The sequence below is a fragment of the Nocardioides alkalitolerans genome (genome assembly GCA_038184435.1).
Taxonomy (GTDB): Bacteria; Actinomycetota; Actinomycetes; order Propionibacteriales; family Nocardioidaceae; genus Nocardioides; species Nocardioides alkalitolerans_A.
The window spans coordinates 2,546,973-2,570,309 of sequence record CP116227.1 but is presented as its reverse complement, the minus strand read 5'-3'; the positions used below and the strand labels follow the sequence as shown (position 1 = coordinate 2,570,309).

The window sequence follows — 23,337 nt, the reverse complement described above, 5'->3', positions numbered from 1 at the left end:
CGGGCCACGGTGGGGGAGCGGGCGCGACGGCCTGCCTAGCCTGCCCCGGTGCTGTCCCCCGCCATGATCGCGCGCGGCGTGCTCGGCTCGTCGCTCGTGCTCGTGGGGGGCTTCGTCGTCTCGACCATCCCGCGCTCGGCGCCGGTGATGGAGCTGCAGGTGCTCGCCGACGCTCGCGCCACCACCGCCGGTCGCATGCTCGGCCTGGCCGTGGTCATGCTCGGCCTGGGACTGCTGGGCGCCGCGTGGCTCGCGTTGTGCCGCGCGGTGGCCCGGGACGGCACGGACCCCGCCGACGCCGTGGACCGCGTCCGCTACTGCACCCTCCTCTGGTGCGCGCCGCTGCTGCTGGCGCCCCCGCTCTTCAGCCGTGACGGCTGGTCCTACGCGGCCCAGGGCACGATGACGAACGTCGACGCGTCGCCGTACCTCTACGGCCCCAACGTGCTCGGCGGCCCCGTCGTGGAGGCGGTGGACCCGCGGTGGATGGGGACGGTGACGCCCTACGGCCCGCTGCCCCTCGCGATCGGCGACCTCGCCGCGACCGTCACCGGCAACCCGTGGGTGCTCGTCGTCATCCACCGTCTGGCCGCGCTCGCGGGCCTGGCGCTGCTCGCGTGGGCCGTGCCGCGGATGGCCGGCTGGGCGGGCGTGAACCCGGCCCTCGCGACAGCGATCGTCTGCGCCTCGCCGCTCATGCTCGCGAACGGGGCCGGCGGGCTCCACAACGACCTCACCATGGTCGGTCTCATGGCCGCGGCCCTCGTCGTGGCCGCCGAGCGCTCGTGGGTGCTCGGGGCCGTGCTCGGCGGGCTCGCCGCCGCGGTCAAGGCGCCCGGCGGGCTCGTCTGCATCGCCGTGGCGCTCGTCAGCCTCCCCCTCGCGGCGACCCTCGTGCAGCGGCTGCGTCGCCTCGCCGCGGTCGCGGCGGTCTCCGTCGCCTGCCTCGTCGCGCTCGGCCTCGCCTGGGGCGTCGGGCTCGGCTGGATCGAGGCGCTGACCGTGCCCGGCACCGTCAACACGCCGTTGTCGCTGCCCACCGTCGTGGGCGGTGCGCTCGACGACGTCGCCACCCTCACCGGGCTCGGCACCCCGCCGGCGACGTTCCTCGAGATCACCCGCCTCGTCGGCAATGTCGGCGCGATCGCCTTCGCCGGCTGGGTGGCGCTGCGCTGGCCGACGGGCCGACGGGAGCGGGCCGTCGCCGCGGTCGCCGCCGTCATGGGCGTCATGGTGCTGCTCAGCCCGGTGGTGCACCTCTGGTACTTCCTCTGGGTCGTCCCCTTCCTCGCCCCGCTCCGCCTCCACCGCCTCGGCGCGCTCGGCGTGCTCTTCGTGTCGGTCGTGGCGGGGGTCGTCGCACCGCTCGACTCCTCCCTGCACGGCGCCTACCTCGCGATCGTCATGGGATCGATGATCGCGACCGGCACCGTGGCCCTGCTGTTCGCCACCCACCGCTCCCGGGCGCGCGTCGAGCGCATCGTCGCGCCGCCCTCGTGGCTCGCGGCCCCGGCGCGCTCGTCCGCGTCCTGACCGTCCTGCTGATCCGCTGCGCCGCGCGGCGATCTGCTCCATGATCCTGCTCAGGCCCCACACCCACATGCCGATGGTGGGGCCAGCGACGGGGGTCGGAGGAGACATGGACGCTGGGGCTGGGGTGCTCCTCGTCGTGGAGGACACGGACGACCCCCGCGGTGCGCGGGTCGCCGTGTCCCGCGGCGCCGTTCCGCCGACCGTGCGGGAGCGGCTCCTCGACGCCGCCGTCGTACGACGCGTGCCCGGCGCGCTCCCGGACGGGGGCTCCGTGGTGGAGGTGCCCGGGCTCGCGGCGTACGCGCTCATCTGGGTGCAGGACGCCGCCGGTCCGGACGACCGCGGTGCCGCCGAGCAGGTGCGGCAGGCGACGGCGGCGCGGGCGGCCGTCCGCGCGGCCGTGGCGGCGGAGGACCCGGGCGCGGTGCTGGCCGCCTCGGAGAGCGAGCTGCTGCGAGCGCTGGGCGCGAGCGCGGTCAAGACCCGGATCTACGAGGGGGTCCCCGGCACGGACGCGCTCCACGCCATCCCCTCCCGCCTGCCCCCGGTGCCCGACGCCCTGCAGCCGGCGTTCCGTCGGATCATGAAGTCCTGCTGGAGCGCGCAGGAGACCTGGTCGCTCGCGGCGGACGACCTCGACCGTGTCGAGGAGCTCGCCGACGACCGGTACGCGCAGCTGCTGCTCGGCGGCTGGATCGTCGACCTGGCGCGGATCGGGCTCTCCCGGGCGCTGCTCGCGCCCGTCGGGGCCGGTGACTCCTGCCTGGGCGTGTTCGGGGTGTTCCGGCGTGCGGACGACCCGCCGTGGTCGGACGCGGAGCGGGCCACGGCGCTCGACCTCGGCCACGACCTCGGACAGGTCGTGCTCGCGGCCCGCGCCCGGCACCTCGAGCGACGGGCGGCCGACGAGCTCCGGCGGCTCGAGCAGTACCGCGGACGCATGATCACCACGCTCGCCCACGAGCTGCGGACACCGCTCACCACCATCTCGGCGGCGCTCGACCTCATGCCGCCGCCCGCCGACGGCGACCTCGACGCCGCCGCCTACATCCGCCGGGGCGTCGACCTCATGGGCAGCACCATCGACAACCTGCTCGTCGTCACCCAGGCGCAGGCGCCCCGGGCCGCGGCGGCCACGCCCTGCGACGTGGCCACCGCCGCCCGCTGGGCGGTGGAGGCCGTGGGGGTCGCCGCCGCGGCGAAGTCCATCGAGCTGGCGCTCGACCTGACCGACGACGCCCCGCTCGCGCTGGCGGACCCGACCGACCTGGGCCACGTGCTGTCCAACCTCGTCGGCAACGCCGTGAAGTACACGCCGCACGGCGGTCAGGTGCGCGTCGCCGTCGTCGCCGATGATGAGAACGTGCGGATCGAGGTGCGCGACACCGGCATCGGGATCAGCCAGGTCGACCAGCGCCACCTCTTCGCCGAGTTCTTCCGCTCCACCAACCCCGCCGCGCTCGAGCAGTCCGGGTCGGGGCTCGGGCTGACGATCGTGCGGAGGCTGGTGGAGCGGCTCGGGGGCCGCGTCGAGGTGGAGTCGGAGCTCGGCCGCGGCTCGTGCTTCAGCGTCGAGCTGCCCCGCGCGTGACGCGGGCCCGGCCCACGGCGTACGCGAGGGCGGCGGCCGTGAGGATGCCGACCACGGGGGGGATGCCGATGCCGAGGTGGTCGGAGCCCCACGCCAGGGCGCTGGCCACGACGTAGCAGCCGAGCACCGGCAGGTCGACCCGCGGCAGTGCTGCGCCCTCCGGCATGCCCGACCGCCAACGACCGAGGTAGTCACCGATGATCACGCCGCCCAGCGGCGGCACGAAGATGCCGAGCAGCACGAGGTAGTCGACGAGGTGCTCGTGCACGCCGAGCAGGGCCAGGGCGGTGCCGATGACGGAGCCGCCGACGACGAACGGGATCTTGCTCGGCTTGTCGAACATGGCGGCGCCGGCGACACCGAACGCGTACGCCGTGTCGGCGTTGGACTTCCACAGGTTGCCGAACAGCAGGAACAGGCCCCAGCCGACGAGGCCGAGCTGGTAGAGCACGAGCACGAAGTCGCCCTCGCCGAACGTCATGGCCCCGACGGCGCCGAAGAAGATCATGAGCCCGTTGCCCACGAGGAACCCGATGCAGCAGGCGAGCACGGCGTGCCGGCCGCGGCGGGCGAAGGGGGTCCAGTTCGGGGTCTGCGTGCCGGCGGAGACGAAGGTGCCGACCACGGTCGTCACGGCGACGGCCAGGGTCATCGAGCCGCCCGGCTCGACGTCGGCCAGGCCGCCCCAGCCGCCCACCTCGTCGAGCGAGCGCTGCAGCACCCAGAGCGCCAGCACCAGGATGAGCGGGGTGGAGACCAGCGAGACCCAGTACATGCCGCGGTAGCCGTAGCAGGCGGTCAGGCACATCAGCGCGCTGGCCAGCACCATCACGGTCGCCTCGGCGGCGTAGGACTCCCACCCGAACGCCTGGGCGGTGAGGGCGCCGACGGTGCCGATGATGACGCCGTACCAGCCCACCTGCGTGCCGCCCAGCAGCAGCGAGGCGAAGCGGGAGCCGGAGGTGCCGAGCACGTAGCGGGCCATGACGACGGTCGTCAGTCCCGTGCGGGCACCGATCCAGCCCAGGACCGCGACGTACGCGCCCAGGATCACCGAGCCCAGCAGGATGACGCCGAGCAGGCCGTCGAGGCGGAACGCGTTGCCGAGCGCCGCGCCGGCGAGCATCGTCGGCGTGAAGACGGTGAACCCGAGCAGCACGACGGCGAGCGAGAAGAACGACTTGCGGGCGTGCGGCGGGACCGGCGTGACGGGGTAGTCGGGGTCCACGACCGGGGCGGTGGTGCCGGTGCCCTCCTCGACCGAGGCGCTCATGACTCCTCGCCGATGTCCTCGGCCCACACCTCGGGACGCTCGCGCATCATGCGCTCCATCAGGTCGCGGCACTCGGCGTCGTCCACGACGTCGACGGCGATGCCGTGGGAGCGCAGCCAGTCCTCGGAGGCCTGGAAGCTCCGGTTCTCGCCGACGACGATCCGGGGGATGCCGTAGAGCACCGCCGTGCCGGCGCACATGTAGCAGGGGGAGAGCGTCGTGTAGAGCACGCTCTCGCGGTAGACGCGGGCGGGCTGGCGGCCCGCGTTCTCCAGGCAGTCGGTCTCGCCGTGGCGGATCGCGCTGCCCAGCTGCACGCGGCGGTTGCGACCGGTGGCGAGCAGCTCGCCGCGGTGCACGAGCGCGGCACCGATGGGCACGCCGCCCTCGTCCCAGCCCGTGCGGGCCTCCGCGATCGCGTGCTTCAGGAACTGCCGGTCGTCGTCCACGGGTCCACCTCGTCGTCGCAGTGCCGGGTCGTCCACCCGGGCGGGGGTTGTGGGGGCGGCACCATGCTGGTGGGATGGGCCGCCGCGCCCCAAGGGACGGAGCGTCACCCCGGTGGGTCGACAAGGTGGACGGTCCGTCCGGTGCCTGATGGGCGGAGAAGGAGTACGGCGATGGTCCCGTTGCAGGAGGTGCTGCGGCTCCCGTCGTTCCTGGCCGCCGCTCCGGAGGTGCGGTGCGGCGACGTCGCGGCGGCGCAGGTGCGCTGGGTGCACTCCTCGGAGGTGTACGAGATGGGCGGTCTGCTCGAGGGCGGCGAGCTGCTGCTCACCACCGGGCTCGGCCTCCACGGGCGCAGCGACGCGCAGCTGGCGGCGTACGTCGACGAGCTCGTCGCCGCCGGGTGCGTGGCCCTCGGCCTCGAGCTCGGCCGCTCCCTCCTCGACGTGCCGGCGCCGCTCGAGCGCCGCGCCGCGGAACGGGGCCTCGTGCTGCTCGTGCTCGGCGCCGGCACCGTCGTGCCCTTCGAGCGGCACGTCGAGGACTTCCACGAGCTCGTCGTGCGCCGCCGCACGGCGCCGGGCGGCGGGGAGTCGGTGCCGCGGCGGTTCGTGGACCTGGTCGTGCGGGCGGCCGGCCTGCCTGCGCTGCTCGACGAGGTGGCCCGGGCCGCCGGGTGCCAGGTGGAGCTGCACGACCTGGCAGGACGGCTCGTGGAGCGCAGCCGCATCCGCACGGTCGCGTCGCCCGACGCGACGACGACGGCGCCGGTGGCCGGACCCCGGGGCGTGCGGGCCGTGCTCGTGCTCCGCGCGGACGAGGACGAGCTGCGCCGGCGCACCGCCGACGACGCCGCGGTCGCCGTGGCCCTGGAGCTGGCCCGGCACGCCGACGTGGGAGGCCACGCGTCGGTCGAGCAGGCCCTCGTCAGCGACCTCCACGCCGGCGCGCTCGTCTCCACCGCGGAGGTGCTGGGTCGCCTCGGCCACGCCGGGCTGCGGGTCGCCCCCGGGGACCCGCTCGCGACCCTCGCGCTCGACGCCGGGCCCGCGGTGGCGCCCACCGACCTGCTCGCCGCGCTCCGCGCCTGTGCCGAGGGCGTCGCCCTGGTGCCGGGCGTGCTCGGCACGCACGTCGTCGGCGTCGTGCGGCTCGCGCCGGGTGGCGACACCGGTGTGCTGCGCCGTCGGCTCGGGGACCTGGTCGAGCGCCTGTCCGCCCACCTCGGGCCGGCCGCCGACGTGCTCGTGGCCCTGACGACGCCCGACCCCGATCCGGGCACCCTCGCGGCGCGGCTCGAGGTCGCGCGGGACCTCGTGCGGCTCGCCCGCCGGCACGGCGGCCCGGGCGGCGTCGTGCTCGCCCGCGACCTCGGCGTGCAACGCCTCCTCGCCGGCGCGACCGACCCGCAGGCCCTCTCCGACTTCGTCGTCGAGCAGATCGGCCCGCTGGTCGACGCCGACCGGGCCCACGGGTCCGCGCTGCTGCGCACCCTGGACGCCTACCTCGGCCACGGGCTGAGCAAGGCCACGACCGCGCAGGCGCTCGGCATCCGGCGGCAGTCGCTCTACGGACGGCTCGAGCGGATCGAGCGCCTGCTGGGCGTGCGGTTGGACGACCCGGGGCACCGCGCGGGCCTCGTGCTGGCGCTCGCGGCGTGGCGCCTGCGGACGGGTCTCGACCCGCAGGCGGCGTTCTGACCGGGCTCAGCCGGTGAGCGCCGCGGAGGCCGCGACCCGGTCGTCGACCTGCGCGGCCGGTACGTCGACGCGTCGGCACCAGCGCCGCGTGCGCTCGAGGGTGGCGGCGTCGAAGGCGGCCCACGCCTCGGCGGCGCTCCCCACCAGGAGCCGGCCTGCCTCGTCGGGCTCGCCGTCGAGGCAGGCCCGCACGGCGGCGAGCACCGCGACGGGATCCCGGTCGCCGCGCACGGTCTCGGTGGCGACCTCGCGGTCGAGCGCGGCGTCGACCAGGGTCGTCCAGACCTCCGGTCGGGTGGCGTCGAGGCCCACGACCAGGTCGGCGTTCCCGATCTCGTCGAGGGCGGCCTCCGCGCCGTACCCGCCGACGCCGGTCGGGAGCACCACGGTCACGGGCACGTCGTCGGGGAGCGTGCCGTCGTCGCGCAGGGGGTCGAGCGCGGCGAGCACGCGCCGCACGTTGCCCGCCGGGTCGGCGGCGTCGCGCAGCGTCGTGCGCACCCCCGCGAGGACGAGGCCGGCGCGGGCCGCCAGGCCGAGCGGACCGGCGACCTGGGCGGCGCCCCCGGTGCCGACCACCGTGACGGGCAGCCCGGGCGCGTGGTCCCGGACCGTCGGCAGCAGCAGGTCGTCGACGGCGACGGCGCCGACGACGTCGGGCAGGTCCCCGGGGAGGTCCGCCGGGCCGGCGTCGGGGGCGACGACGAGCGTGACGAGTCCGGTGAGGGCAGGCGCGGTCATGAACCCGAGGCTAGCGAGGGCGGCGGGGCGGGGGCTGGTACGGCGGGGGCGGGACCTCGAGGCCCTCGTACGCCGCCAGCCGCTCGGCCGTCACCTGACGCATCGTGCGCACGAAGACGGGGTGGCGGCGCAGCTCGCGCTCGTCGACCTCCCCGCGGCGTACGGCGGCGGCGAGCGCGTGCAGCTCCTCGTCGTCGCTGCGCCGCAGCACCTCCGCGACGGGGTCGAGCTGGCGCCGGGGCGCCCCGGGGAGACCCGAGGCGAACGGCGGCAGCCGGTCGGCCTCGGCCCGGAAGGCGGCGAGGGCCCGGGGGAGGTGGGACTCGATGTGGTCGTTCACCGCCCCGACCGTGGTGCGCGGTGGGGCCGGCACCGACGTGGCCCGGGCGGGGAGCCGGTCGGCCCGCGGGCTGCGCCACCCGTCGTCGGGGCGCATCACGGGCCGTCCACGTCGGACGGGGTGAACGTCGTCGCCTCACCGCGGGGGATGGCCAGCCCGGGGTAGGTGTTGATCTGGCCCAGGGTGAGCGGGAAGACCGCCACGAGGGCGAACAGCAGGTCGATGATGAGGAAGATGAGGTCGATCGCCTTCGCCACGGCGGTGACCCACTTGAGGATCTGGCTCGAGCCGCGCCGGATGGCCTGGAGGATGTCTGCCGGGTCGAAGCCGATCCACTCGATGAACACGCCGAACAGCCAGTCGATGAGGCTGCAGAGGGCGTCGGTGAGCATCCGCATGCCCATCGCGAAGCCGTTGAAGCCCTGGCTGGTGCGACCCAGGTCGCTCTGGTGGGAGGCGAGCACCTCGCAGAACCCGGCGAAGGAGGCGAACGCGGCGTCGGCGGCGTTGCCCGACCAGCTCGGCTGGACGGCGAGCACGGAGGCGGCGACCTCGGCCTCGGCGCGCTCGAAGAAGTCCTTGAGCTCCGCCAGCGACAGCGCCGCGGTGCCGATCGTCGTCCAGTCGCCGTCGAAGGTGTCGCGGAGGCTCTGGGTGGGGTCGGGCATGTGCGCGAACAGCGGGATCTGGAGGAGCGCGTCGATGGCCCAGGTGAGGCTGACGACGTAGCTGGTGTTGTCGAGGATGTCGTGCCAGACGTCGAGGCCCTCGAAGAAGTCGCCCGGCTCGGCCAGCTCGGCGGTCAGCTCCGCGGTCGTGATGCCCGCGGTCTCGCCGTCGGGGTCGAAGGCCTCCGCCGGGTCGACCGGGGTGGCGATCTGGCCCAGCAGCGCGTCGTAGGTCGCCCGCTGGGCGACGTCGGTCGCGTCGTAGTCGTCGGCGTTCGCGGCGAGCGCGTCGCCCGCGCCCTGGAGGTAGGACTGGACGGGGCCGTCGGGGGCGTACGCCGCGCGCAGGTCCTCCCGGGCCCGGTCGAGCTCCGCGACGATGTTGTCGAAGGTGACGCCTCCCGTGGGGGCCCGCACGTGGGTCTCGGCATAGGTCAGGGCGGACGGGATCGCCGCCGCCATGGCGTGCAGGTCGTCGGCCACGCTGCGCAGGGCAGTCGTGTCCACGTCGAAGCTCATGGCGCCGGTCGTGCCCCGCGGGCCGGGTTGCGAAACTCCGCTCTGTCGACGACCGAACGAAAACAGCCGCCGCTCAGGCCACGAGGGCCCGCGGGTCGCGGCGTGCACGGCCGCCGAGCCGGTCGTGCACCGCGAGCATCCGCTCGACCGTCGCGCTCCAGGGGAACTCCTCGGCCCTGGCGCGGGCCGCTCGACGTCGCTGCGCCTCGGGCCGCGCGGCCACGGCGAGCACGGCCTCGGCGAGGGCGGACGGGCGCGGCGGGGCCCAGGCTCCCGACTGCTCGTCGACGAGCTCGCGGGCGCCGCCGCTCGACGCCGTGACGACGGGGGTGCCGCAGGCGAGCGACTCGAGCACGGCGAGGCCGAACGTCTCGCCGGGGCAGACCGAGAGGGCGACGTCGGCGGCGGCGACGCGCGCGGCCAGCTCGGCGCGACCGGCGACGTGCCCGTGGAAGGTCACGGGCGCCCGGCCCGCGATGGCCCGGAGCTCGTCGAGGTGGGGGCCGTCGCCGTACACGTCGAGCTGCACGTCCACGCCCCGGCGGTGCAGCTCGACGGCCGTCGCGACGGCGAGGTGGGGGGACTTCTCCCGCGAGAGCCGGCCGACGTGGACGAGGCGGAGGGGGCCGCCGTGGCGCACCACGGACGCCGGTGCGGGGCGGAACGTCGCGAGGTCGACGCCCAGCGGCACCCGCACCAGCGGGCAGCCCGCGGCGGCGGCCGGGAGGCGGAACTCGGCCCGCGCGAACCCCGACGTGACGACGACGGTGTCGAACTGCCGCACGAGGATCTTGTTGTAGAGGCCGATGGTCGTCTTCACGCTCGCGTCGAGACCCATGCGCATCGAGAGCATGTGGTCGAGCCGCTCGTGGGAGAACAGGACGGAGGCGACCCCGTTGCGCCGCGCCCACCGCGTGACGGGCAGGAGCGTCGACTTGTCGTTGACCTCGATCGCCGTGGGACCGAACTCCTCGAGGGCGTCGATGACCCGCCACGGCTCCACGATGAGGCGGTAGCTCGCGCCCACCCGGGGCGCGCGGAGCTGGACGACGTCGCCGAGGTCGGTGCTGAAGCGGGCGTCCGTGGGGCCGGGTACGACGAGGAGCCGGTCGGCGCCGGCCGCGACGTACCCCTCCGCGAGCGCCTGGACGGCGGTCTTCATCCCTCCCGACGCAGGACCGATGAAGTTGGCGAGCTGAGCGATGCGCACGCGGTCAGAGGCTGCCGGGGCCGGGTGAACGGGCGGCGCCGTGCCGGTGGAACGGGGGTGTCGGCTGAGGGGCCGTGCCCTCCTGGGGACGAGCCGGGTGCGCTTGTCGGTGGTCGGCGGCAGGATGGCCCCATGAGCAACACGGAGACGCGTCCGGACGAGGTCGAGTGCCGGGCGGGCGACGCCGCGGGTGGTGGCGTGGAGATCCTCGAGCCGCGTGACGTGCCGCTGGGCGGTCCGCGCGCGATGCTGGTGCGGCGCACGCTCCCGCAGCGGGAGCGCTCGCTGATCGGGGCGTGGTGCTTCGTGGACCACTACGGGCCCGACCTCGTGTCCGAGTCGGGCGGCATGAAGGTCGCGCCCCACCCGCACACGGGGCTGCAGACCGTCTCCTGGCTGTTCACCGGCGAGATCGAGCACCGCGACTCGGTGGGCTCCCACGCGATGGTGCGTCCCGGCGAGGTCAACCTGATGACGGCGGGCCACGGGATCAGCCACTCCGAGGTGTCGACGCCGGGCACGACGGAGCTGCACGGGGCGCAGCTGTGGGTCGCGCTGCCCGACGCGCACCGCGACACGGCGCCCGCCTTCGAGCACCACGCGCCGCCGCCGGTCCACGCCCCGGGCGTGGAGGCGCGCGTCTTCCTCGGCAGCCTGCTGGGCTCGACGTCGCCCGTGGCGACCTTCACGCCGCTGCTCGGGGCCGAGCTCGTGCTGGAGCCGGGCGCCAGCGTGACGCTCGACGTCGACGCGACCTACGAGCACGGGGTGCTCGTCGACCTCGGTGACGTCACCGTCGAGGGGGTGGCGGCGGGGCGCGGCGACCTGGCGTACGTCGCGCCCGAGCACTCCGCGCTGACGCTCGTCGCCGGCGGGGAGGGCGCCCGGGTGCTGCTGCTCGGCGGTCCGCCCTTCGGCGAGGCGATCGTCATGTGGTGGAACTTCGTGGGGCGCACCCACGAGGAGGTCGTCGCCTACCGCGCGGCGTGGCAGGCGCAGGTCACGGCGGGCACGGACACGGTGGTGGGGGACTCCCAGGAGGTGGCGGACGGCCGCTTCGGGATCGTGCTCGGCGACCACCTCCCGCCGATCCCCGCCCCCGAGCTGCCCAACGCGCGGCTGCGGGAACGGCGGTGACGACGGTCCCCCGGGGCGATGCCGTCCTGGGGGAGGACGGCGTCGCCCGCTGCCCGTGGGCCGCGCGCCCGGGGCCGATGCGGGACTACCACGACACGGAGTGGGGCGTCCCCGTCGCGGGCCGCGGCGTCGAGCGGGAGACGGCCTACTTCGAGCGGCTCACGCTCGAGGCGTTCCAGTCGGGGCTGTCGTGGGCGACGATCCTCGCCAAGCGTCCCGCGTTCCGGGAGGTCTTCGCGGGGTTCGACGTGGCCCGGGTCGCGGCGTACGGCGAGCAGGAGCGTTCCGCGCTCCTCGCCGACGCCCGGATCGTGCGCAACCGCGCGAAGGTCGACGCGACGATCGTGAACGCCCGCGCCGTGCTGGCGATGCGGGAGGAGGGCCCGGAGGTGTTCGCCGACCTGCTGGAGTCGTTCCGCCCCACGGAGCCGCCTGCCCCGCTGGTCGTCACCGAGGTGCCGACCACCTCGCCGGAGTCGCTGGCCCTCAGCAAGGCGCTCAAGAAGAGGGGGCTGACCTTCGTCGGGCCGACCACCATGCACGCGCTGATGGAGGCGACAGGCCTCGTCGACACCCACCTCGTGGGCTGCCACCGGCGTGGGGTGGGGCGGGCGGGTCGGACCTGACGGGTCAGAAGATCCAGATGCTGCCGATGGCGGCCGGCAGCAGGCCGAGCACCAGCAGCCAATGCAGCGGCGAGCGTCGGTGCACGAGGAGCCCGCAGGCCATGCCGATCACGCCGACGATCGCGGCGATGACGACGAGGCCGACGCGGGAGGCCAGGTGGCCGTCGATCGCGAGGGCGGCCACGACGAGGCCGCCCGAGAGGTGCAGCGCGGTGGTGACGATGAGCACCGACATGACCCACTGCTGCACGCTGGTGAGGCGCTCCTCGGCGACCTTCGGCGGCGCCGCCGGCGGCGGGTTGTCGAAGTCGATCAGGTGCCGGCGCTTCTTCGGCGCCGGTCGTGCGGGAGTCGTGGACGGCACCTCTTCACGGTACCCCCACCGCTCCTGCTTCAATTCCTCGCCATGACCTCCCGCGCCCGGCCCCCTCGCCCCGCGTCGGTGGTGTTCCTCGACGGCCTGCTGTGGCTGCTCGGCTTCTGGTTCGTCGGCGAGGTCGTGGTGCGGACGCTGGACATCCCCGTGCCCGGGGCCGTCGTCGGCATGCTCGGCCTGTTCGTCGCCCTGCAGGTGCGGCGTCCCGGACCTCGTTCGGCGACGCTGACCGCGGCCGACGGGCTGCTCGCCCACCTGCAGCTGCTCTTCATCCCGGCGGGAGTGGGCATCGTCGCGTTCCTCGCGGTGGTGCGGGACGACGCGGTCCCGATCGTCGGCGCGCTGCTGGCGTCGTGGGCGATCGGCCTGGTCGTGGTCGGCTGGACCGTCACGCTGCTCCTGCCGCGGCGGGAGCGGTGATCCCGCTCGTCGCCTGGCAGCCGGACGCGACCTGGGCCTGGCTCCAGGGATCGCCTCTGCTGGGCGTGCTGCTGACGCTCGCGGCGTACCGGGTCGGGCGGGCCGTGCACCACCGCTGCGGCCGGCACCCGGCCACGCAGCCGGTGCTGGTCGCGATCGTGCTCGTCTCGGCGGTGCTGCTGGCGACGGGGACGTCGTACGGCGAGTACTCCCGCGGCGGCGACCTCCTCGCCTTCCTGCTGGGCCCGGCCACGGTCGCGCTCGCCGTGCCGCTGCACCGACAGGCGCGCCACCTGCGCCGTCTGCTCCTGCCGCTGCTCGTCGCCATCCCGCTCGGCGTCGTCGTCTCGGTGAGCACGGGCTTCTGGCTGGTGAAGCTGCTCGGCGGGGACGAGCAGCTGGCGATCACGATGGCCCCCAAGGCGGCGACCACGCCGGTCTCGCTGGTGCTCTCGGGCGACGCCGGCGGTATCGCGGCCCTCACCGCCGTGCTGACGATCGGCGTCGGGATCGTCTCCGCCGTGCTCGGCCCGTGGCTCATGACGCTCGCCCGGGTGCGGCACCCCCACGCCCGCGGGGTGGCGATGGGCGCGGTGTCGCACGGGATCGGTACGTCGCGGTCGCTCGCCGACGACCCCGAGGAGGGCGCCTTCGCGGGGCTGGCGATGGGGCTGACGGCCTTCGGCACGGCGGTGTTGCTGCCGGTGCTGCTGGCGTTGTTCGGGGTGTGAGGGTGGACGCGCTGCGCGAGCTGGCCCGGCGGCTGGGTGCGGCTCGGCCGAGGCGCCGAAATGTGCGGTTGGGGTCGTCCGGACGCGCTGGGACCTGTCCCAGGCGCACATTTCGAGCCCTGCCCGCGAGCCTGCCCCGAGCGCCCCAGGACCGTCACCGCCGCCCCCTATCCTCCGGCGCATGACGCTGACCCTCGGCATGATCACGATCGACACCACCGACCCCTCTCCGCTCGCGGAGTGGTGGGCGACGCAGACGGGCGCCACGGTGCTGGAGGAGAACCACGGCTGGTTCGTCGTGCTCCAGCTCCCGGGCGGGCCGCGGCTCGCGTTCCAGAAGGTCGACGACCCGACGCCCGGCAAGAACCGGATGCACCTCGACCTCGTCGTCCCCGTCGGGGGCCTCGACGCCGAGGCCGAGCGTCTGGTCGACGCGGGCGCGACCCTGGTGGCGGAGCGATCGATGGGCGACGACTTCCGGTGGGTCACCCTCAGCGACCCCGACGGCAACCAGTTCTGCGTCGCGGAGCACTGAGCGCGCGAGGTCAGAGCGCGGTGTAGCCGCCGTCCGCCGTCACCACCGACCCGGTCATGAACGACGACGCGTCGGACAGCATCCACGCGACGACCGGGGCGATCTCGGCGGGCCCGGCGATGCGTCCCTGCGGGGTCAGCGACTCCATGTGCTCGAGCGCGCCCAGTTCGGCGAGCCAGTCGGTGAGGATCGGGGTGCGCACCGAGCCGGGGGCGAGCACGTTGACGCGCACCCCGAGGCGGCCGTAGTCGGCGGCGGCCGACTTGGACAGCCCGACGACGGCGTGCTTGCTGGCGCAGTAGGGCCCGATCCCGGGGGCGGCGACGACACCTCCGACGGAGGCGGTGTTGACGATGACGCCGCCTCCGGCGCGGAGCATGGCCGGCACCTCGTGGCGCAGGCAGGAGATGACGCCGAGGAGGTTCACCTCGAGCACCTGGCGCACCGTGGCGTCGCTCTGCTCGTGGAGCGGTGCGGCCGGCCCCTGGGTGCCTGCGTTGTTGAAGGCGAGGTGGAGCGCGCCGTACCGGGCCTCGACCTCCGCGACCGTCGCGGCCACGGCAGCGTCGTCGGTCACGTCGAGCTGCAGCGCGACGGCGGTCCCGCCCGCGGCGGTGATCGAGGCGACCGTCTCCTCGCAGGCGGCGAGGTTGCGGGCCGTGAGGACGGTCGTCGCCCCGCACTCCGCGAGGTAGCGCGCCGTCGCCTCGCCGATGCCCTGGCTGGCGCCGGTCACGAGACAGACCTTGTCGCGCAGGTCGGGGTGGCCGGGGAGCGGGAAGGTGACGGTCACGGGGTGCCTCCTGGGGCGGTCGAGCGGTGCGCGGCGAGCCGGTCGTGGACCGGGCCGAGCACCTCGTAGGTCTGGCGGTAGAGGGCGTAGAGCTCGTCGTACGTCGCGGCGAGGCCCGGGTCGGGCTCGAAGACCCGGTCGACCTGGGCGAGGCTCGCGGCCGCGCGCCACGGGTCGTCGCCGGTCACGGCCGACTTCGCCAGCGTCGCCGCGCCGACGACGGCGGTGTCCGCCTCGCGGGAGCGGCGCACGACCCGTCCGGTGACGTCGGCGGCGATCTGGCACCACAGCTCGCTCCGCGAGCCGCCGCCCGAGAGCGTCAGCGCTGCAGCCCGTGGCGTGGCCACCTCGACGGCCTCGAGCAGCTCGCGCAGGGAGTACGCGACACCCTCGAGGACGGCCCGCGACAGGTCGGCGAACGTCGTCGACGAGCTGAGCCCGGTGAACCAGGCACGGACGTGGTCGTCCCACAGGGGCGCCCTCTCGCCCATCAGGTGCGGCGCGAACACGACACCGCCGCAGCCCGGCGCGGCGGTGGCGGCCGCCGCGACGACCTCCTCGACCGAGTGGCCGGACAGCCGGGCCCACCAGCGCAGGGACTCGCCGCCGGACTGGGTGGGGCCGGCGTGCACGTGCCGCGAGCGGAAGGGCGCGAAGGCGACGACGCCGGGGGCGGGGGTCCCGTCGGCGCCGAGGGCGGCGACGATGACGGACGTCCCGATGGTCGCCATCGTGTGGCCGACCTCGTGGAGGCCGGAGCCGAGGACGTTGCCGAACGCGTCCATCGTGCCCGTGGCGACCACGGTGCCCGCCGGGATCCCGTGCCACGCCCGCACGGTGCGACCCGCGGGGGTCTCGGGCGAGGCCAGCGGGGCGAGGCGCTCGGCCAGGCCCGGGGCGTGGGCGACACCCGCGACGTACCGCCCGTCGGGTCCCACGACCTTGAACGAGCCGAGCGGGTCCGCGCAGGGCGCGCCGGTCAGCCACGCGACGACGAGGTCCTTCGGCAGGAGGAGCCAGCGGGTCGCGGCCCACACGTCGGGCTCGTGCTCCGCCAGCCACAGCCCGCGCGGCACGGGGTTGGAGGCGTCGACGGGCCGCTCGTCGCCCCAGCCGGCGAGCCGGCCCTCGGGGCCGAGGCGGTCGTTGAGCGCCGCGGCCGTGGCGGCCGTCCGCACGTCCTGCCACAGCAGCGCCGGACGCAGCGGACGCAGGTCCCCGTCCACCGGCACGTGGGTGTCGACCTGGCTCGTCACACCGATCGCCCGGACCGGGCCCAGGTCCACCTGCGCGGCCAGCTGGGCCACGCAGGCGTCGACGGCGTCGATCCAGTCCTGGCCCTCCTGCTCGGCGCGGTCGGGGGACGGCCGACTGATCTCGTAGCCCGCCGAGCCCGACGCCAGCGGCGACCCGTCCGCCGTGAACGCGATCGCCTTCGTGGTCGTGCTACCGACGTCGACGCCGACGTACGCCGGGACGCCCGGCCCGTACGTCGTCCCCGGAGGGGTGGACTCAGGCACGGTCCACCGCCGTCCGCAGCGCGGCCAGCAGGGAGACCAGCTCATCCCGCCCGGCCTCGGCGGCGCGCACGCACGCCGAGCCGACGATGACCCCGTCGGCGCCCATGGCGAGGGCCGCCCGCACGTGGTCGGCGGTCGAGAGGCCGAAGCCCAGCAGCACGGGCGCCGTGACGCCCTCGTCCCGCAGGCGGGCGATCGTCGCTGCGTTCCCCGGGGCGACGTGGTCGCGGTGACCGGTCACGCCGTCGGCGGCGGCGAGCATGACGTACCCCTCGGCCCGTCGTGCGGCCGCGACCTCCGCCTCGGTGGGCGTGTGGGACAGGAACGGGACGCCGGCGAGGCCGACGGCCGCGGCGGCATCGAGCAGCGCGACCTGGTCGGCGTCGGGCAGCAGCACGCCCCCGGCCCGCGAGGCGGCGACGACGTCCAGGTACGCCGGCCCCGGCGCGTCCTGGTAGCTCATCCACACGGCCGCGCTGTCCGCCACGTCGTCGAGATCCGTGGCGAGGCGCTCGGCCGCGGCGGCACCGGTGCACCCCGCGGCCGCCGCGCGCGCCATCGACGCGCTGACGACCGGGCCGTCGAGGAGGGCGTGGCCGCCCGCGACACCGACCTCGAGCACGTCGACGCCGTGCTCGGCGTACAGGCGCGGGGTCGCGTCGGGGGTCGCGGGGTCGCCGTGCGGCAGGTAGCACACGAGCAGCCGGCCGGCCCGTTCCCGGACCACGGTGCCGAGACCGTTCGCGAGGGTCCTCACGACGACAGCACCTCCGGGGCGCCTGCCTCGACCGTCGGGTCGGAGGCGGCCACCTCCGGGCGGAGGAGCTCCCGGATCTCGTGGCGCAACGGCACGAACTGCGGGTGCGCGAGCACCGAGTCGAGGGCGCGCTCGCGACCGAACGGCACGGTCACGACCCGCTTGATCCGCGCCGGCCGGCTCGACATCACGACGATCCGGTCGGCGAGGAGCAGCGCCTCGTCGATGTCGTGGGTGACGAGGAGCGTCGTGGTGCCGAAGCGGCGCACGATCGAGAGCAGCTCCTCCTGCAGGTAGCTGCGCGTCAGCGCGTCGAGCGCGCCGAACGGCTCGTCGAGCAGCAGCAGGTCGGGCTCGAGGGCCAGGCCGCGCGCGAGCGCGGCCCGCTGCTGCATGCCGCCGCTCAGCTGGTGGGGGTACTTGTCCCCGTGCTCGCCCAGGTGGACGAGCTCCAGCGCCTCGTCGGCTCGCCGACGCCGCTCCGCGCCGGGCACGCCCGCCTGCTCGAGCCCGAACTCCACGTTGTGGCGCACCGAGCGCCACGGCAGGAGCCGCGGGTTCTGGAACACGTAGGCGCTGCGCAGCTCGTCGGTGCCGGCGCTGCCTGCCACGTCGATCGTGCCCGTGGTCGGATCGGTGAGACCGGCGAGCAGGTTGAGCAGCGTGGACTTGCCGCAGCCCGACGGTCCGATGAGCGCGACCAGCTCGCCGCGCTCGATCTCGAGGTCGACGCCGGTCATCACCGGCGCCGTGGTCTTCGGGTAGGTCTTGCCGACGTCGCGGAAGGCGATCATCGGCGCCGAGGTCGTGGCCATTGGTCAGCCCTTCTTGACGTGACGGGTGAGGCGGCGCTCGGCCGGGCGGAACGCGCCGTACTCGAGCACCAGGGTCATCGCGACGACGCTGAGGCCCCACATGAAGACGGCCTTCGTGTCGAGCAGCTTGATCGCGCTGCTCACCTGGAAGCCGATGCCCTCCGCGCCCATGAGGTACTCGGCGAACAGGGTGATCTGCCACGCGACACCCAGCGTGATCCGGGCGCCGGCCAGGAAGTACGGCACCACCGCGGGCAGCACCACGGTGCGCATGATGGCGCCCTCCGAGGCCCGGTAGGCCCGCGCCATGTCGACGAGGTCCTGGTCGATGGCGCGGGTGCCCTGGATGACGTTGAGCAGGAAGTAGGTGATCGACCCCGCCACGGTCACCCCGACCACCGAGCTGGTGGAGGCGCCGGCGACGACGAGGGCCAGCGCGATCAGCACGATCGTCGGCACCGTCTGCAGGAACACGAGCACGACCCGGCTGAGGTCCTCGGCGATCGTCGACCGACCGATGACGATGCCCAGCGGCAGCCCGGCGACCAGCACGATGCCGAACGCCAGCAGGAGGTGCTGCAGCGTCGCCCAGACCTCCTCGATCCACACCCCGCGGCTCCACGTCGAGGTGAAGGAGGTCCACACGTCGATCGGCGCGGGCAGGACGTAGCCGGGGTAGTGCGGCGCCGCCAGGTTCCACGCCAGCAGGATCACCAGCGCGGCGAGCACGACCCGCGCCGGCCGGATCCAGCGCCGTACCCGGCTGCGCGCCCCGGAGGGAGCGCTCTGCGTCGCGCGCCCGCCCCGTCGCCGCGGGTCGCGCGGGGAGTCGGCCGGACCGCCCGGGACCCCGCCGTCGGGGTGGGCCAGGCGCCCACCCGCCTCGATGTCGGTGCTCACGTCACTCGCCCGTGATCTGGAAGAGCGCGGCCGGGTCGGCGGGAGCGGACTCGATGAAGCCCGACTCGGCGAGGAGCGGGTAGATCTCGGTCCAGGTGGCCACGTCCTGCTCGGTGACCTTCTTCTGCTCGTCGGTGGTGCCCGAGAGGTTGAGCACCTCGCCGACCAGGGTCAGCTGGTCGGGGGCGATGCCGCTGACGTCGGCCGCCTCGGCGATGACGGTGTCGGGGTCGTCCTGGTAGAGCGTCCAGGCCTCCTGGGTCAGCTGCACGAGGGCGTCGACGAACTCGGGGTTCTTCTCGACGAAGTCGGTGCTCGCGATGAACCCGCCGTTCATGACGGCCGGGTCGCCGAACGCCTCCTCGAACGCCTCCTGCACGCTGAAGACCGGGCGGTAGCCCTCCGCCAGCAGCGGGGCCGTGGCGGGCGCCTCGACGAACGCCGCGTCGACGCGGCCGAGCGTGAGCTCCTGCGCCGCGGCGTCGGTCTCGGTGAGGTCGAAGTAGGTGTCGATGGTGTCCCCGGTGGCGGCGGCCACGGCGGCCTGCTCGGCGCCGAAGCGGCTGCTGAGCGGCGCGATGGCGACGCTCTTGCCGGCGAGGTCGTCGATCGAGTCGACGGAGGAGTCCGGCGCGACGAGCAGCTCGGGGCCGGGGGTCCACCGGGCCATGGGGAAGAAGTACGTGGTGTCGATCCCGTACTGCTCCTCGATCCGCGGCTGGAACGAGGGCACCGTGGTGATGACGTCGACGTCGCCCCGCCCGAACGACGGCACCTGCGTGGTCGCGTCCAGCACCTCGAACTCCACGTCGTACCCCATCTCCTCGAAGTCGGGAGCCGAGGTCGCCATGAGGTAGTCGAAGATCGGGTGGAAGGGCACGTCGATCGCGATCGTGATGGTGGACGTGTCGGCGTCGGCCGCCTCGGCGTTGGTGCCGGTGTTGTCCTGGTTGGACGCACAGCCGGCGGCGACGAGCGTGGCGGCGGTGGCGAGCGCGGCGAGCGAGGTCCTGCGGTTGATGGCCATGGTGGCTCCTGAGGGGTGTCCTGCGGGTTCGGGTGGTGCTCGGGCGGTGGTGCTTCAGGAGGGTCCGACGGCGCCGTCGCCGTCGGGCCGGCTCGTGGGGACGAGCTGGAGCGGGAGGTCGTGCACCCGACGCTCCGTGGAGATCTCCACGGCGTCGCCGGGCATGATGGCGCGGTCGTCGACGACGGCCACGCCCTCCGCGGTGAAGGTGATGCGGCTGCTGACCAGGGCGGGGGAGCCCGCGGACCGGCCGAGCGCGGCCGCAGCGTCGGTCGCCATGGCGGTGGCGTGGAACGTCTCCACCGCCCGGTCGACCCGCAGCCCGAGCTGCTCGGCGAGGGCGTCGTAGAGCGACGCCCCGCCGACCTCGTCGATGCGCAGCGCCGTACCGATCTCGACCGGCAGCAACGACATCGTGTAGACGAAGGGGACTCCGTCCACGGTGCGCAGGCGGGTGAGCGCGAAGACCTGGTCGGTCGCGAGGCCCATCCGCACGGGGACGCCGGGGGGTGCCGGCACGACCTCCGCGCTGAGGATCTGCGTGCCCATGGTGCTGCCACGGGCCTCGACCGACGCGCGGAAGCTGGTCAGCACGTCGATCGGCAGTCGGTAGGGGCGCCGCGCGACGAAGGTCCCGCGGCCGTGCTCGACGCGCAGCAGGCCCTGGTCGGACAGCACGCCGAGCGCCTGGCGGAGCGTCATGACGGTGACGCCGAAGTGGTCGGCCATCTCCTTCTGCGACGGCAGGGGAGAGCCGGGCGCCAGGCGACCCGACTCGATCGCCTCGGTGACGTCACGGCAGATCGCCAGGTACTTGGCCGTCCCGCCCCGGTCGGGACGACTGCGGCGCACGGCGCGCGCGAAGGCCTCCGGGTGCTCAGGCACGGACGGGTCTCCCGCGCTCGGCCGCCCGGCGGACGTCCGCGACCAGCGCGCGCACGGCCTCCGCGCCCTCGCCGGCGGCGGCGACGAGCGTGGTGCCGATGACGGCGCCGTCGGCGCTGGTGTCGCCGAGCAGCTCCACCTCGTCGGGACCGCGCACCCCGAACCCGACCAGCACGTGGGCGTCGCGCCCGTCCAGGGCATCGCGCAGCTCGGTCACCCGCTCGCGCGCCTTGGCGGGGTCGAAGGTGCCGCCGGTCTGGAGGTCGGCCGACTGCACGTAGACCACCGGGTCCGCGAAGGGCAGGTCGCGCAGGAGCGCGAGGTCCTTCTCGAGGTGGATGAAGAGCACCTGCTCGAGCCCCACCCTCCGGGCCGCGGTGGCGGCCTCGATCTGCTCCGCGAAGGTGTGCTCGGGCATGAGGACCGCGTCGACGTCGGCGTCGAGGCAGGTCTGGAGCAACCCCTGCTGACCGAGCTGCTCGGCGGCGTGCCGGTAGGCCAGGGCGACGACCGCCTGGTCGGGCTCGCGGCGCTGCAGAGCGGCGAGCCGCAGGCCCTCGTGGGGCCCGCTGATGGCGGCGGCGCCCTGCTGGCCCGCGGCCTGGATCAGCGGGCCGTCGAGGGGCAGGGGCGGGTTGGGGAGAGCGATCTCCAGGGCGTCGGCACCGGCGTCGAACGCGGCGGCCACGCCGGCGGCGAAGCCGGCACGACCGGGGTAGCCGGCCGGCAGGAAGCCGAGCACGAACAGGCGTCCGCTGCGCCGCACACCGCGCAGCCGGGCCGTCAGACGATTCATCGTCGGGTCACTCCCACTCATCTAGAAGACTAGAAGAGAAGGTAGGGAGGTGACGGGCGCCACGTCAACGGGTGCGACGGCACGGTCCGCGTTCCGCGGATGACGACCGCGCTCGGCGGACAGCTCCGGGCCTCGTGCGCGGCGCGCTCGCTCAGTAGCGTGCGCCCATGACGAGAGTGCACGCGTTCCGTGACGACGCCCTCGGCGACCTCGACGCCGTCGGCCTGGCGGAGCACCTGGCGGCCGGGAAGGTCTCCGCGGTCGAGGTCGTGGACGCCGCGATCGCCCGCTGCGAGGCGGTGGGACCGACGCTCAACGGCCTGGCCCTCGACACCTACACGCGGGCCCGGCGGCAGGCGCGCGACCCGCGCGCGGGGTTCTTCTCCGGGGTGCCGACGTTCGTCAAGGACAACGTCGCGGTCGAGGGACTGCCCACCCAGGACGGCTGCGACGCGTTCGTCGCCCGGCCGGCGCCGAAGGACGGGGACTTCTTCCGGATGTACGGCGCGACCGGCGTCGTGCCGATCGGCAAGTCGCAGCTCTCGGAGTTCGGGTTCTCGGCCTCGGCGGAGCACCCGCGGCTCGGTCCGGTGCGCAACCCGTGGGACCCGACGCGCACGGCGGGCGCGTCCTCGGCGGGGTCGTCGGCCTTCGTGGCGGCGGGCGTGGTGCCGATCGCGCACGCCAACGACGGGGGCGGCTCGATCCGCATCCCGGCGGCGGCCTGCGGCCTCGTGGGGCTGAAGCCCACGCGCAACCGCTTCGCGCAGGACAAGGTGTTCCGCGACATGCCCGTGCGGATCGTCGCGGACGGCGTGGTGACGCGGTCGGTGCGGGACACGGCGGCGTACCTCCGCGAGGCGGAGCGGGTCTACCGCAACCTCGCGCTCGCGCCCGTCGGCGACATCACGCGGCCCGGCACGAAGCGGCTGCGGGTGGCCGTGGTGACCACGTCGATCGACACGGCCGCGAGCCCCGAGGTGCGGGAGGCGACGCTCGGGGTGGCCCGCCTGCTCGAGGAGCTGGGCCACCACGTCGTGGAGCTCGAGCAGCCGCCGGTGCCGCCGTCGTTCCGGGACGACTTCCTCCTCTACTGGGGCTTCCTGTCGACCTTCCTCGTCTCGACCGGGCGGGCGACGCACCGCGGCTCGTGGGACCCGTCCCGCCTCGACAACCTGACCCGCGGGCTGGCCCGGTACGCCGCGCGACGGATGCACCGGCTCCCGGGGGCCATCGCGCGGTTGGCGCGCTCCGAGCGGCTCAGCGCCGCGTTCTTCGCCGACCACGACGTCGTGCTGACCCCGACGGTGGCGACGACGACGCCGGAGATCGGTCACCTCGACCCGATGCAGGACTTCGACACGGTGATGACGCGGTTGATGGACTGGGTGGCCTTCACGCCGCTGCAGAACGCCACGGGCGAGCCGGCGATCTCGCTCCCGCTCGCGACCGGCGCGGACGGGATGCCGCTCGGCGTGATGCTGGGCGCCGGCCGTGGTCGGGAGGCGACGTTGCTCGAGGTGGCCTACGAGCTGGAGGAGGCCCGGCCCTTCGCGCGGATCCAGGGGTGAAGCCAGCCCGGCGCCGCGCCGAACGCCGCGCCGGCCCGCGAAGTGTGCGGTTGGTGCCGGTCCGAGTCGATCCGGGGCGTCCCAGCCGCACATTCCCGCCCGCCGGGCCCGCCCCTTCCGCCCGCCGGGCCCGCCCCCGCTGTCCGGCCGAGCGCGCCGCAATTCGCTCGATCCCCACCCGCGCAGGTGGCAGGGTGGGGTGGGTCACGCCCAGCACCTCGACCTCGGGAGGACCCCATGACCGACAACTCGGCACCGGACGACGTGAAGGCCAAGATGCGGGAGGCACTGAAGCGCAAGCAGGCCCACGAGCACCCCGACGACTCGGTGGCCGGCGAGGGCAAGGCGCACGGTCCGGAGGTCGCGGGCGGCGCGGCTCCGCAGATGCACCGGCGCAAGGCCGGCGGCGGGGGCAGCTGACCGTCG

Annotated in this window: 25 protein-coding genes; 10 read left to right on the top strand and 15 right to left on the bottom strand. The window is 74.8% G+C overall.

The annotated features are described in order from the left end of the window. Nucleotides 1–48: 48 nt before the first annotated feature. Both mptB and PIR53_12265 read left to right on the top strand, forming a co-directional pair. Nucleotides 49–1,533 (top strand): polyprenol phosphomannose-dependent alpha 1,6 mannosyltransferase MptB, encoded by a 1,485-nt coding sequence (gene mptB, locus PIR53_12270; protein ID WZH50798.1) that lies wholly within the window; start codon nt 49–51, stop codon nt 1,531–1,533. A 106-nt stretch (nt 1,534–1,639) separates the two neighbouring features. Then, nucleotides 1,640–3,124: a HAMP domain-containing sensor histidine kinase gene (locus PIR53_12265; protein WZH50797.1), complete on the top strand. Its 1,485-nt coding sequence runs from the start codon at nt 1,640–1,642 to the stop codon at nt 3,122–3,124. Here PIR53_12265 and codB read toward each other — a convergent pair. Together codB and PIR53_12255 are read right to left on the bottom strand one after the other, a co-directional pair. After that, nucleotides 3,099–4,397 (bottom strand): cytosine permease, encoded by a 1,299-nt coding sequence (gene codB / locus PIR53_12260; GenBank protein ID WZH50796.1) that lies wholly within the window; start codon nt 4,395–4,397, stop codon nt 3,099–3,101. The genes PIR53_12265 and codB overlap by 26 nt on opposite strands. After that, nucleotides 4,394–4,846 (bottom strand): nucleoside deaminase, encoded by a 453-nt coding sequence (locus tag PIR53_12255; protein WZH50795.1) that lies wholly within the window; start codon nt 4,844–4,846, stop codon nt 4,394–4,396. Before PIR53_12255 ends, codB begins: the two co-directional genes overlap by 4 nt. A 171-nt stretch (nt 4,847–5,017) precedes the next feature. Here PIR53_12255 and PIR53_12250 point away from each other — a divergent pair, with 171 nt between their 5' ends. Further along, nucleotides 5,018–6,544 carry a PucR family transcriptional regulator ligand-binding domain-containing protein gene (locus PIR53_12250; protein WZH50794.1) on the top strand — a complete coding sequence of 509 codons (1,527 nt, stop codon included), beginning with the start codon at nt 5,018–5,020 and terminating at the stop codon, nt 6,542–6,544. A gap of 6 nt (nt 6,545–6,550) precedes the next feature. Here PIR53_12250 and PIR53_12245 read toward each other — a convergent pair whose 3' ends face one another. From PIR53_12245 to PIR53_12230, 4 genes are all read right to left on the bottom strand, one after another. Further along, nucleotides 6,551–7,285, bottom strand: coding sequence for a hypothetical protein (locus PIR53_12245; GenBank protein WZH50793.1), 735 nt, complete (start codon nt 7,283–7,285; stop codon nt 6,551–6,553). A 10-nt stretch (nt 7,286–7,295) separates the two neighbouring features. Next, the gene (locus PIR53_12240; GenBank protein WZH50792.1) at nt 7,296–7,724 is read right to left on the bottom strand and encodes a hypothetical protein; all 429 of its coding nucleotides are present in this window, start codon (nt 7,722–7,724) and stop codon (nt 7,296–7,298) included. After that, complete coding sequence (locus PIR53_12235) at nt 7,721–8,800, bottom strand: hypothetical protein (GenBank protein ID WZH50791.1); 1,080 nt, start codon at nt 8,798–8,800, stop codon at nt 7,721–7,723. The genes PIR53_12240 and PIR53_12235 overlap by 4 nt, the downstream gene beginning before the upstream one ends. Before the next feature lie 85 nt (nt 8,801–8,885). Next, nucleotides 8,886–10,022 carry a glycosyltransferase gene (locus PIR53_12230; protein ID WZH50790.1) on the bottom strand — a complete coding sequence of 379 codons (1,137 nt, stop codon included), beginning with the start codon at nt 10,020–10,022 and terminating at the stop codon, nt 8,886–8,888. A 132-nt stretch (nt 10,023–10,154) separates the two neighbouring features. Between PIR53_12230 and PIR53_12225 the strand changes: the two genes are divergently transcribed. Both PIR53_12225 and PIR53_12220 read left to right on the top strand, forming a co-directional pair. Continuing rightward, entirely contained in the window at nt 10,155–11,159 is a 1,005-nt protein-coding gene (locus PIR53_12225; GenBank protein ID WZH50789.1) for a pirin family protein, read from the top strand. Further along, the gene (locus PIR53_12220; GenBank protein ID WZH50788.1) at nt 11,156–11,785 is read left to right on the top strand and encodes a DNA-3-methyladenine glycosylase I; all 630 of its coding nucleotides are present in this window, start codon (nt 11,156–11,158) and stop codon (nt 11,783–11,785) included. The genes PIR53_12225 and PIR53_12220 overlap by 4 nt, the downstream gene beginning before the upstream one ends. 4 nt (nt 11,786–11,789) lie before the next feature. Here PIR53_12220 and PIR53_12215 read toward each other — a convergent pair whose 3' ends face one another. Continuing rightward, on the bottom strand, nt 11,790–12,149 hold the full coding sequence (locus tag PIR53_12215) for a hypothetical protein (protein WZH50787.1): 360 nt from the start codon (nt 12,147–12,149) through the stop codon (nt 11,790–11,792). Between the two features lie 42 nt (nt 12,150–12,191). Between PIR53_12215 and PIR53_12210 the strand changes: the two genes are divergently transcribed. The 3 genes from PIR53_12210 to PIR53_12200 all read left to right on the top strand — a co-directional run bounded on the left by PIR53_12210 (nt 12,192) and on the right by PIR53_12200 (nt 13,847). Beyond that, a complete protein-coding gene (locus tag PIR53_12210; GenBank protein ID WZH50786.1) occupies nt 12,192–12,581 on the top strand; it encodes a CidA/LrgA family protein in 390 nt (129 codons plus the stop codon). Further along, a complete protein-coding gene (locus PIR53_12205; protein ID WZH50785.1) occupies nt 12,578–13,312 on the top strand; it encodes an LrgB family protein in 735 nt (244 codons plus the stop codon). The genes PIR53_12210 and PIR53_12205 overlap by 4 nt, the downstream gene beginning before the upstream one ends. 181 nt (nt 13,313–13,493) lie before the next feature. Continuing rightward, nucleotides 13,494–13,847: a VOC family protein gene (locus PIR53_12200; GenBank protein ID WZH50784.1), complete on the top strand. Its 354-nt coding sequence runs from the start codon at nt 13,494–13,496 to the stop codon at nt 13,845–13,847. Nucleotides 13,848–13,857: 10 nt separating this feature from the next. Here PIR53_12200 and PIR53_12195 read toward each other — a convergent pair whose 3' ends face one another. The 8 genes from PIR53_12195 to PIR53_12160 are packed head-to-tail and all read right to left on the bottom strand — an operon-like array spanning nt 13,858 to nt 21,340. After that, nucleotides 13,858–14,640: an SDR family oxidoreductase gene (locus PIR53_12195; protein WZH50783.1), complete on the bottom strand. Its 783-nt coding sequence runs from the start codon at nt 14,638–14,640 to the stop codon at nt 13,858–13,860. Continuing rightward, nucleotides 14,637–16,160, bottom strand: coding sequence for an FGGY-family carbohydrate kinase (locus PIR53_12190; GenBank protein WZH50782.1), 1,524 nt, complete (start codon nt 16,158–16,160; stop codon nt 14,637–14,639). Before PIR53_12190 ends, PIR53_12195 begins: the two co-directional genes overlap by 4 nt. Then, on the bottom strand, nt 16,153–16,917 hold the full coding sequence (locus PIR53_12185; protein WZH50781.1) for a tryptophan synthase subunit alpha: 765 nt from the start codon (nt 16,915–16,917) through the stop codon (nt 16,153–16,155). The genes PIR53_12190 and PIR53_12185 overlap by 8 nt, the downstream gene beginning before the upstream one ends. Beyond that, complete coding sequence (locus tag PIR53_12180) at nt 16,914–17,732, bottom strand: ABC transporter ATP-binding protein (protein ID WZH50780.1); 819 nt, start codon at nt 17,730–17,732, stop codon at nt 16,914–16,916. Before PIR53_12180 ends, PIR53_12185 begins: the two co-directional genes overlap by 4 nt. Before the next feature lie 3 nt (nt 17,733–17,735). Next, the gene (locus PIR53_12175; GenBank protein WZH50779.1) at nt 17,736–18,632 is read right to left on the bottom strand and encodes an ABC transporter permease; all 897 of its coding nucleotides are present in this window, start codon (nt 18,630–18,632) and stop codon (nt 17,736–17,738) included. Between the two features lies 1 nt (nt 18,633). Next, nucleotides 18,634–19,659, bottom strand: coding sequence for an ABC transporter substrate-binding protein (locus PIR53_12170; protein WZH50778.1), 1,026 nt, complete (start codon nt 19,657–19,659; stop codon nt 18,634–18,636). 54 nt (nt 19,660–19,713) lie between these two features. Next, nucleotides 19,714–20,544 carry a GntR family transcriptional regulator gene (locus tag PIR53_12165; GenBank protein WZH50777.1) on the bottom strand — a complete coding sequence of 277 codons (831 nt, stop codon included), beginning with the start codon at nt 20,542–20,544 and terminating at the stop codon, nt 19,714–19,716. Then, a complete protein-coding gene (locus PIR53_12160) occupies nt 20,537–21,340 on the bottom strand; it encodes a tryptophan synthase subunit alpha (protein ID WZH50776.1) in 804 nt (267 codons plus the stop codon). The genes PIR53_12165 and PIR53_12160 overlap by 8 nt, the downstream gene beginning before the upstream one ends. Nucleotides 21,341–21,507: 167 nt before the next feature. On the opposite strand from PIR53_12160, the gene PIR53_12155 reads away from it, so the two are divergent. After that, nucleotides 21,508–22,911 carry an amidase gene (locus PIR53_12155; GenBank protein ID WZH50775.1) on the top strand — a complete coding sequence of 468 codons (1,404 nt, stop codon included), beginning with the start codon at nt 21,508–21,510 and terminating at the stop codon, nt 22,909–22,911. A 237-nt stretch (nt 22,912–23,148) separates the two neighbouring features. Further along, nucleotides 23,149–23,331, top strand: a complete 183-nt coding sequence (locus tag PIR53_12150; GenBank protein WZH50774.1) for a DUF5302 domain-containing protein — start codon at nt 23,149–23,151, stop codon at nt 23,329–23,331. Nucleotides 23,332–23,337 lie beyond the last annotated feature (6 nt).

What these genes read in the sequence shown, in the direction of transcription:
- PIR53_12245 (WZH50793.1), bottom strand. Translation starts at nt 7,285, where the DNA reads ATGACCGCGCCTGCCCTCACCGGACTCGTCACGCTCGTCGTCGCCCCC.
- PIR53_12155 (WZH50775.1), top strand. Translation starts at nt 21,508, where the DNA reads ATGACGAGAGTGCACGCGTTCCGTGACGACGCCCTCGGCGACCTCGAC.
- PIR53_12250 (WZH50794.1), top strand. Translation starts at nt 5,018, where the DNA reads ATGGTCCCGTTGCAGGAGGTGCTGCGGCTCCCGTCGTTCCTGGCCGCC.
- PIR53_12210 (WZH50786.1), top strand. Translation starts at nt 12,192, where the DNA reads ATGACCTCCCGCGCCCGGCCCCCTCGCCCCGCGTCGGTGGTGTTCCTC.
- PIR53_12170 (WZH50778.1), bottom strand. Translation starts at nt 19,659, where the DNA reads ATGGCCATCAACCGCAGGACCTCGCTCGCCGCGCTCGCCACCGCCGCC.
- PIR53_12180 (WZH50780.1), bottom strand. Translation starts at nt 17,732, where the DNA reads ATGGCCACGACCTCGGCGCCGATGATCGCCTTCCGCGACGTCGGCAAG.
- PIR53_12200 (WZH50784.1), top strand. Translation starts at nt 13,494, where the DNA reads ATGACGCTGACCCTCGGCATGATCACGATCGACACCACCGACCCCTCT.
- PIR53_12225 (WZH50789.1), top strand. Translation starts at nt 10,155, where the DNA reads ATGAGCAACACGGAGACGCGTCCGGACGAGGTCGAGTGCCGGGCGGGC.
- PIR53_12150 (WZH50774.1), top strand. Translation starts at nt 23,149, where the DNA reads ATGACCGACAACTCGGCACCGGACGACGTGAAGGCCAAGATGCGGGAG.
- PIR53_12160 (WZH50776.1), bottom strand. Translation starts at nt 21,340, where the DNA reads ATGAATCGTCTGACGGCCCGGCTGCGCGGTGTGCGGCGCAGCGGACGC.
- codB (WZH50796.1), bottom strand. Translation starts at nt 4,397, where the DNA reads ATGAGCGCCTCGGTCGAGGAGGGCACCGGCACCACCGCCCCGGTCGTG.
- PIR53_12265 (WZH50797.1), top strand. Translation starts at nt 1,640, where the DNA reads ATGGACGCTGGGGCTGGGGTGCTCCTCGTCGTGGAGGACACGGACGAC.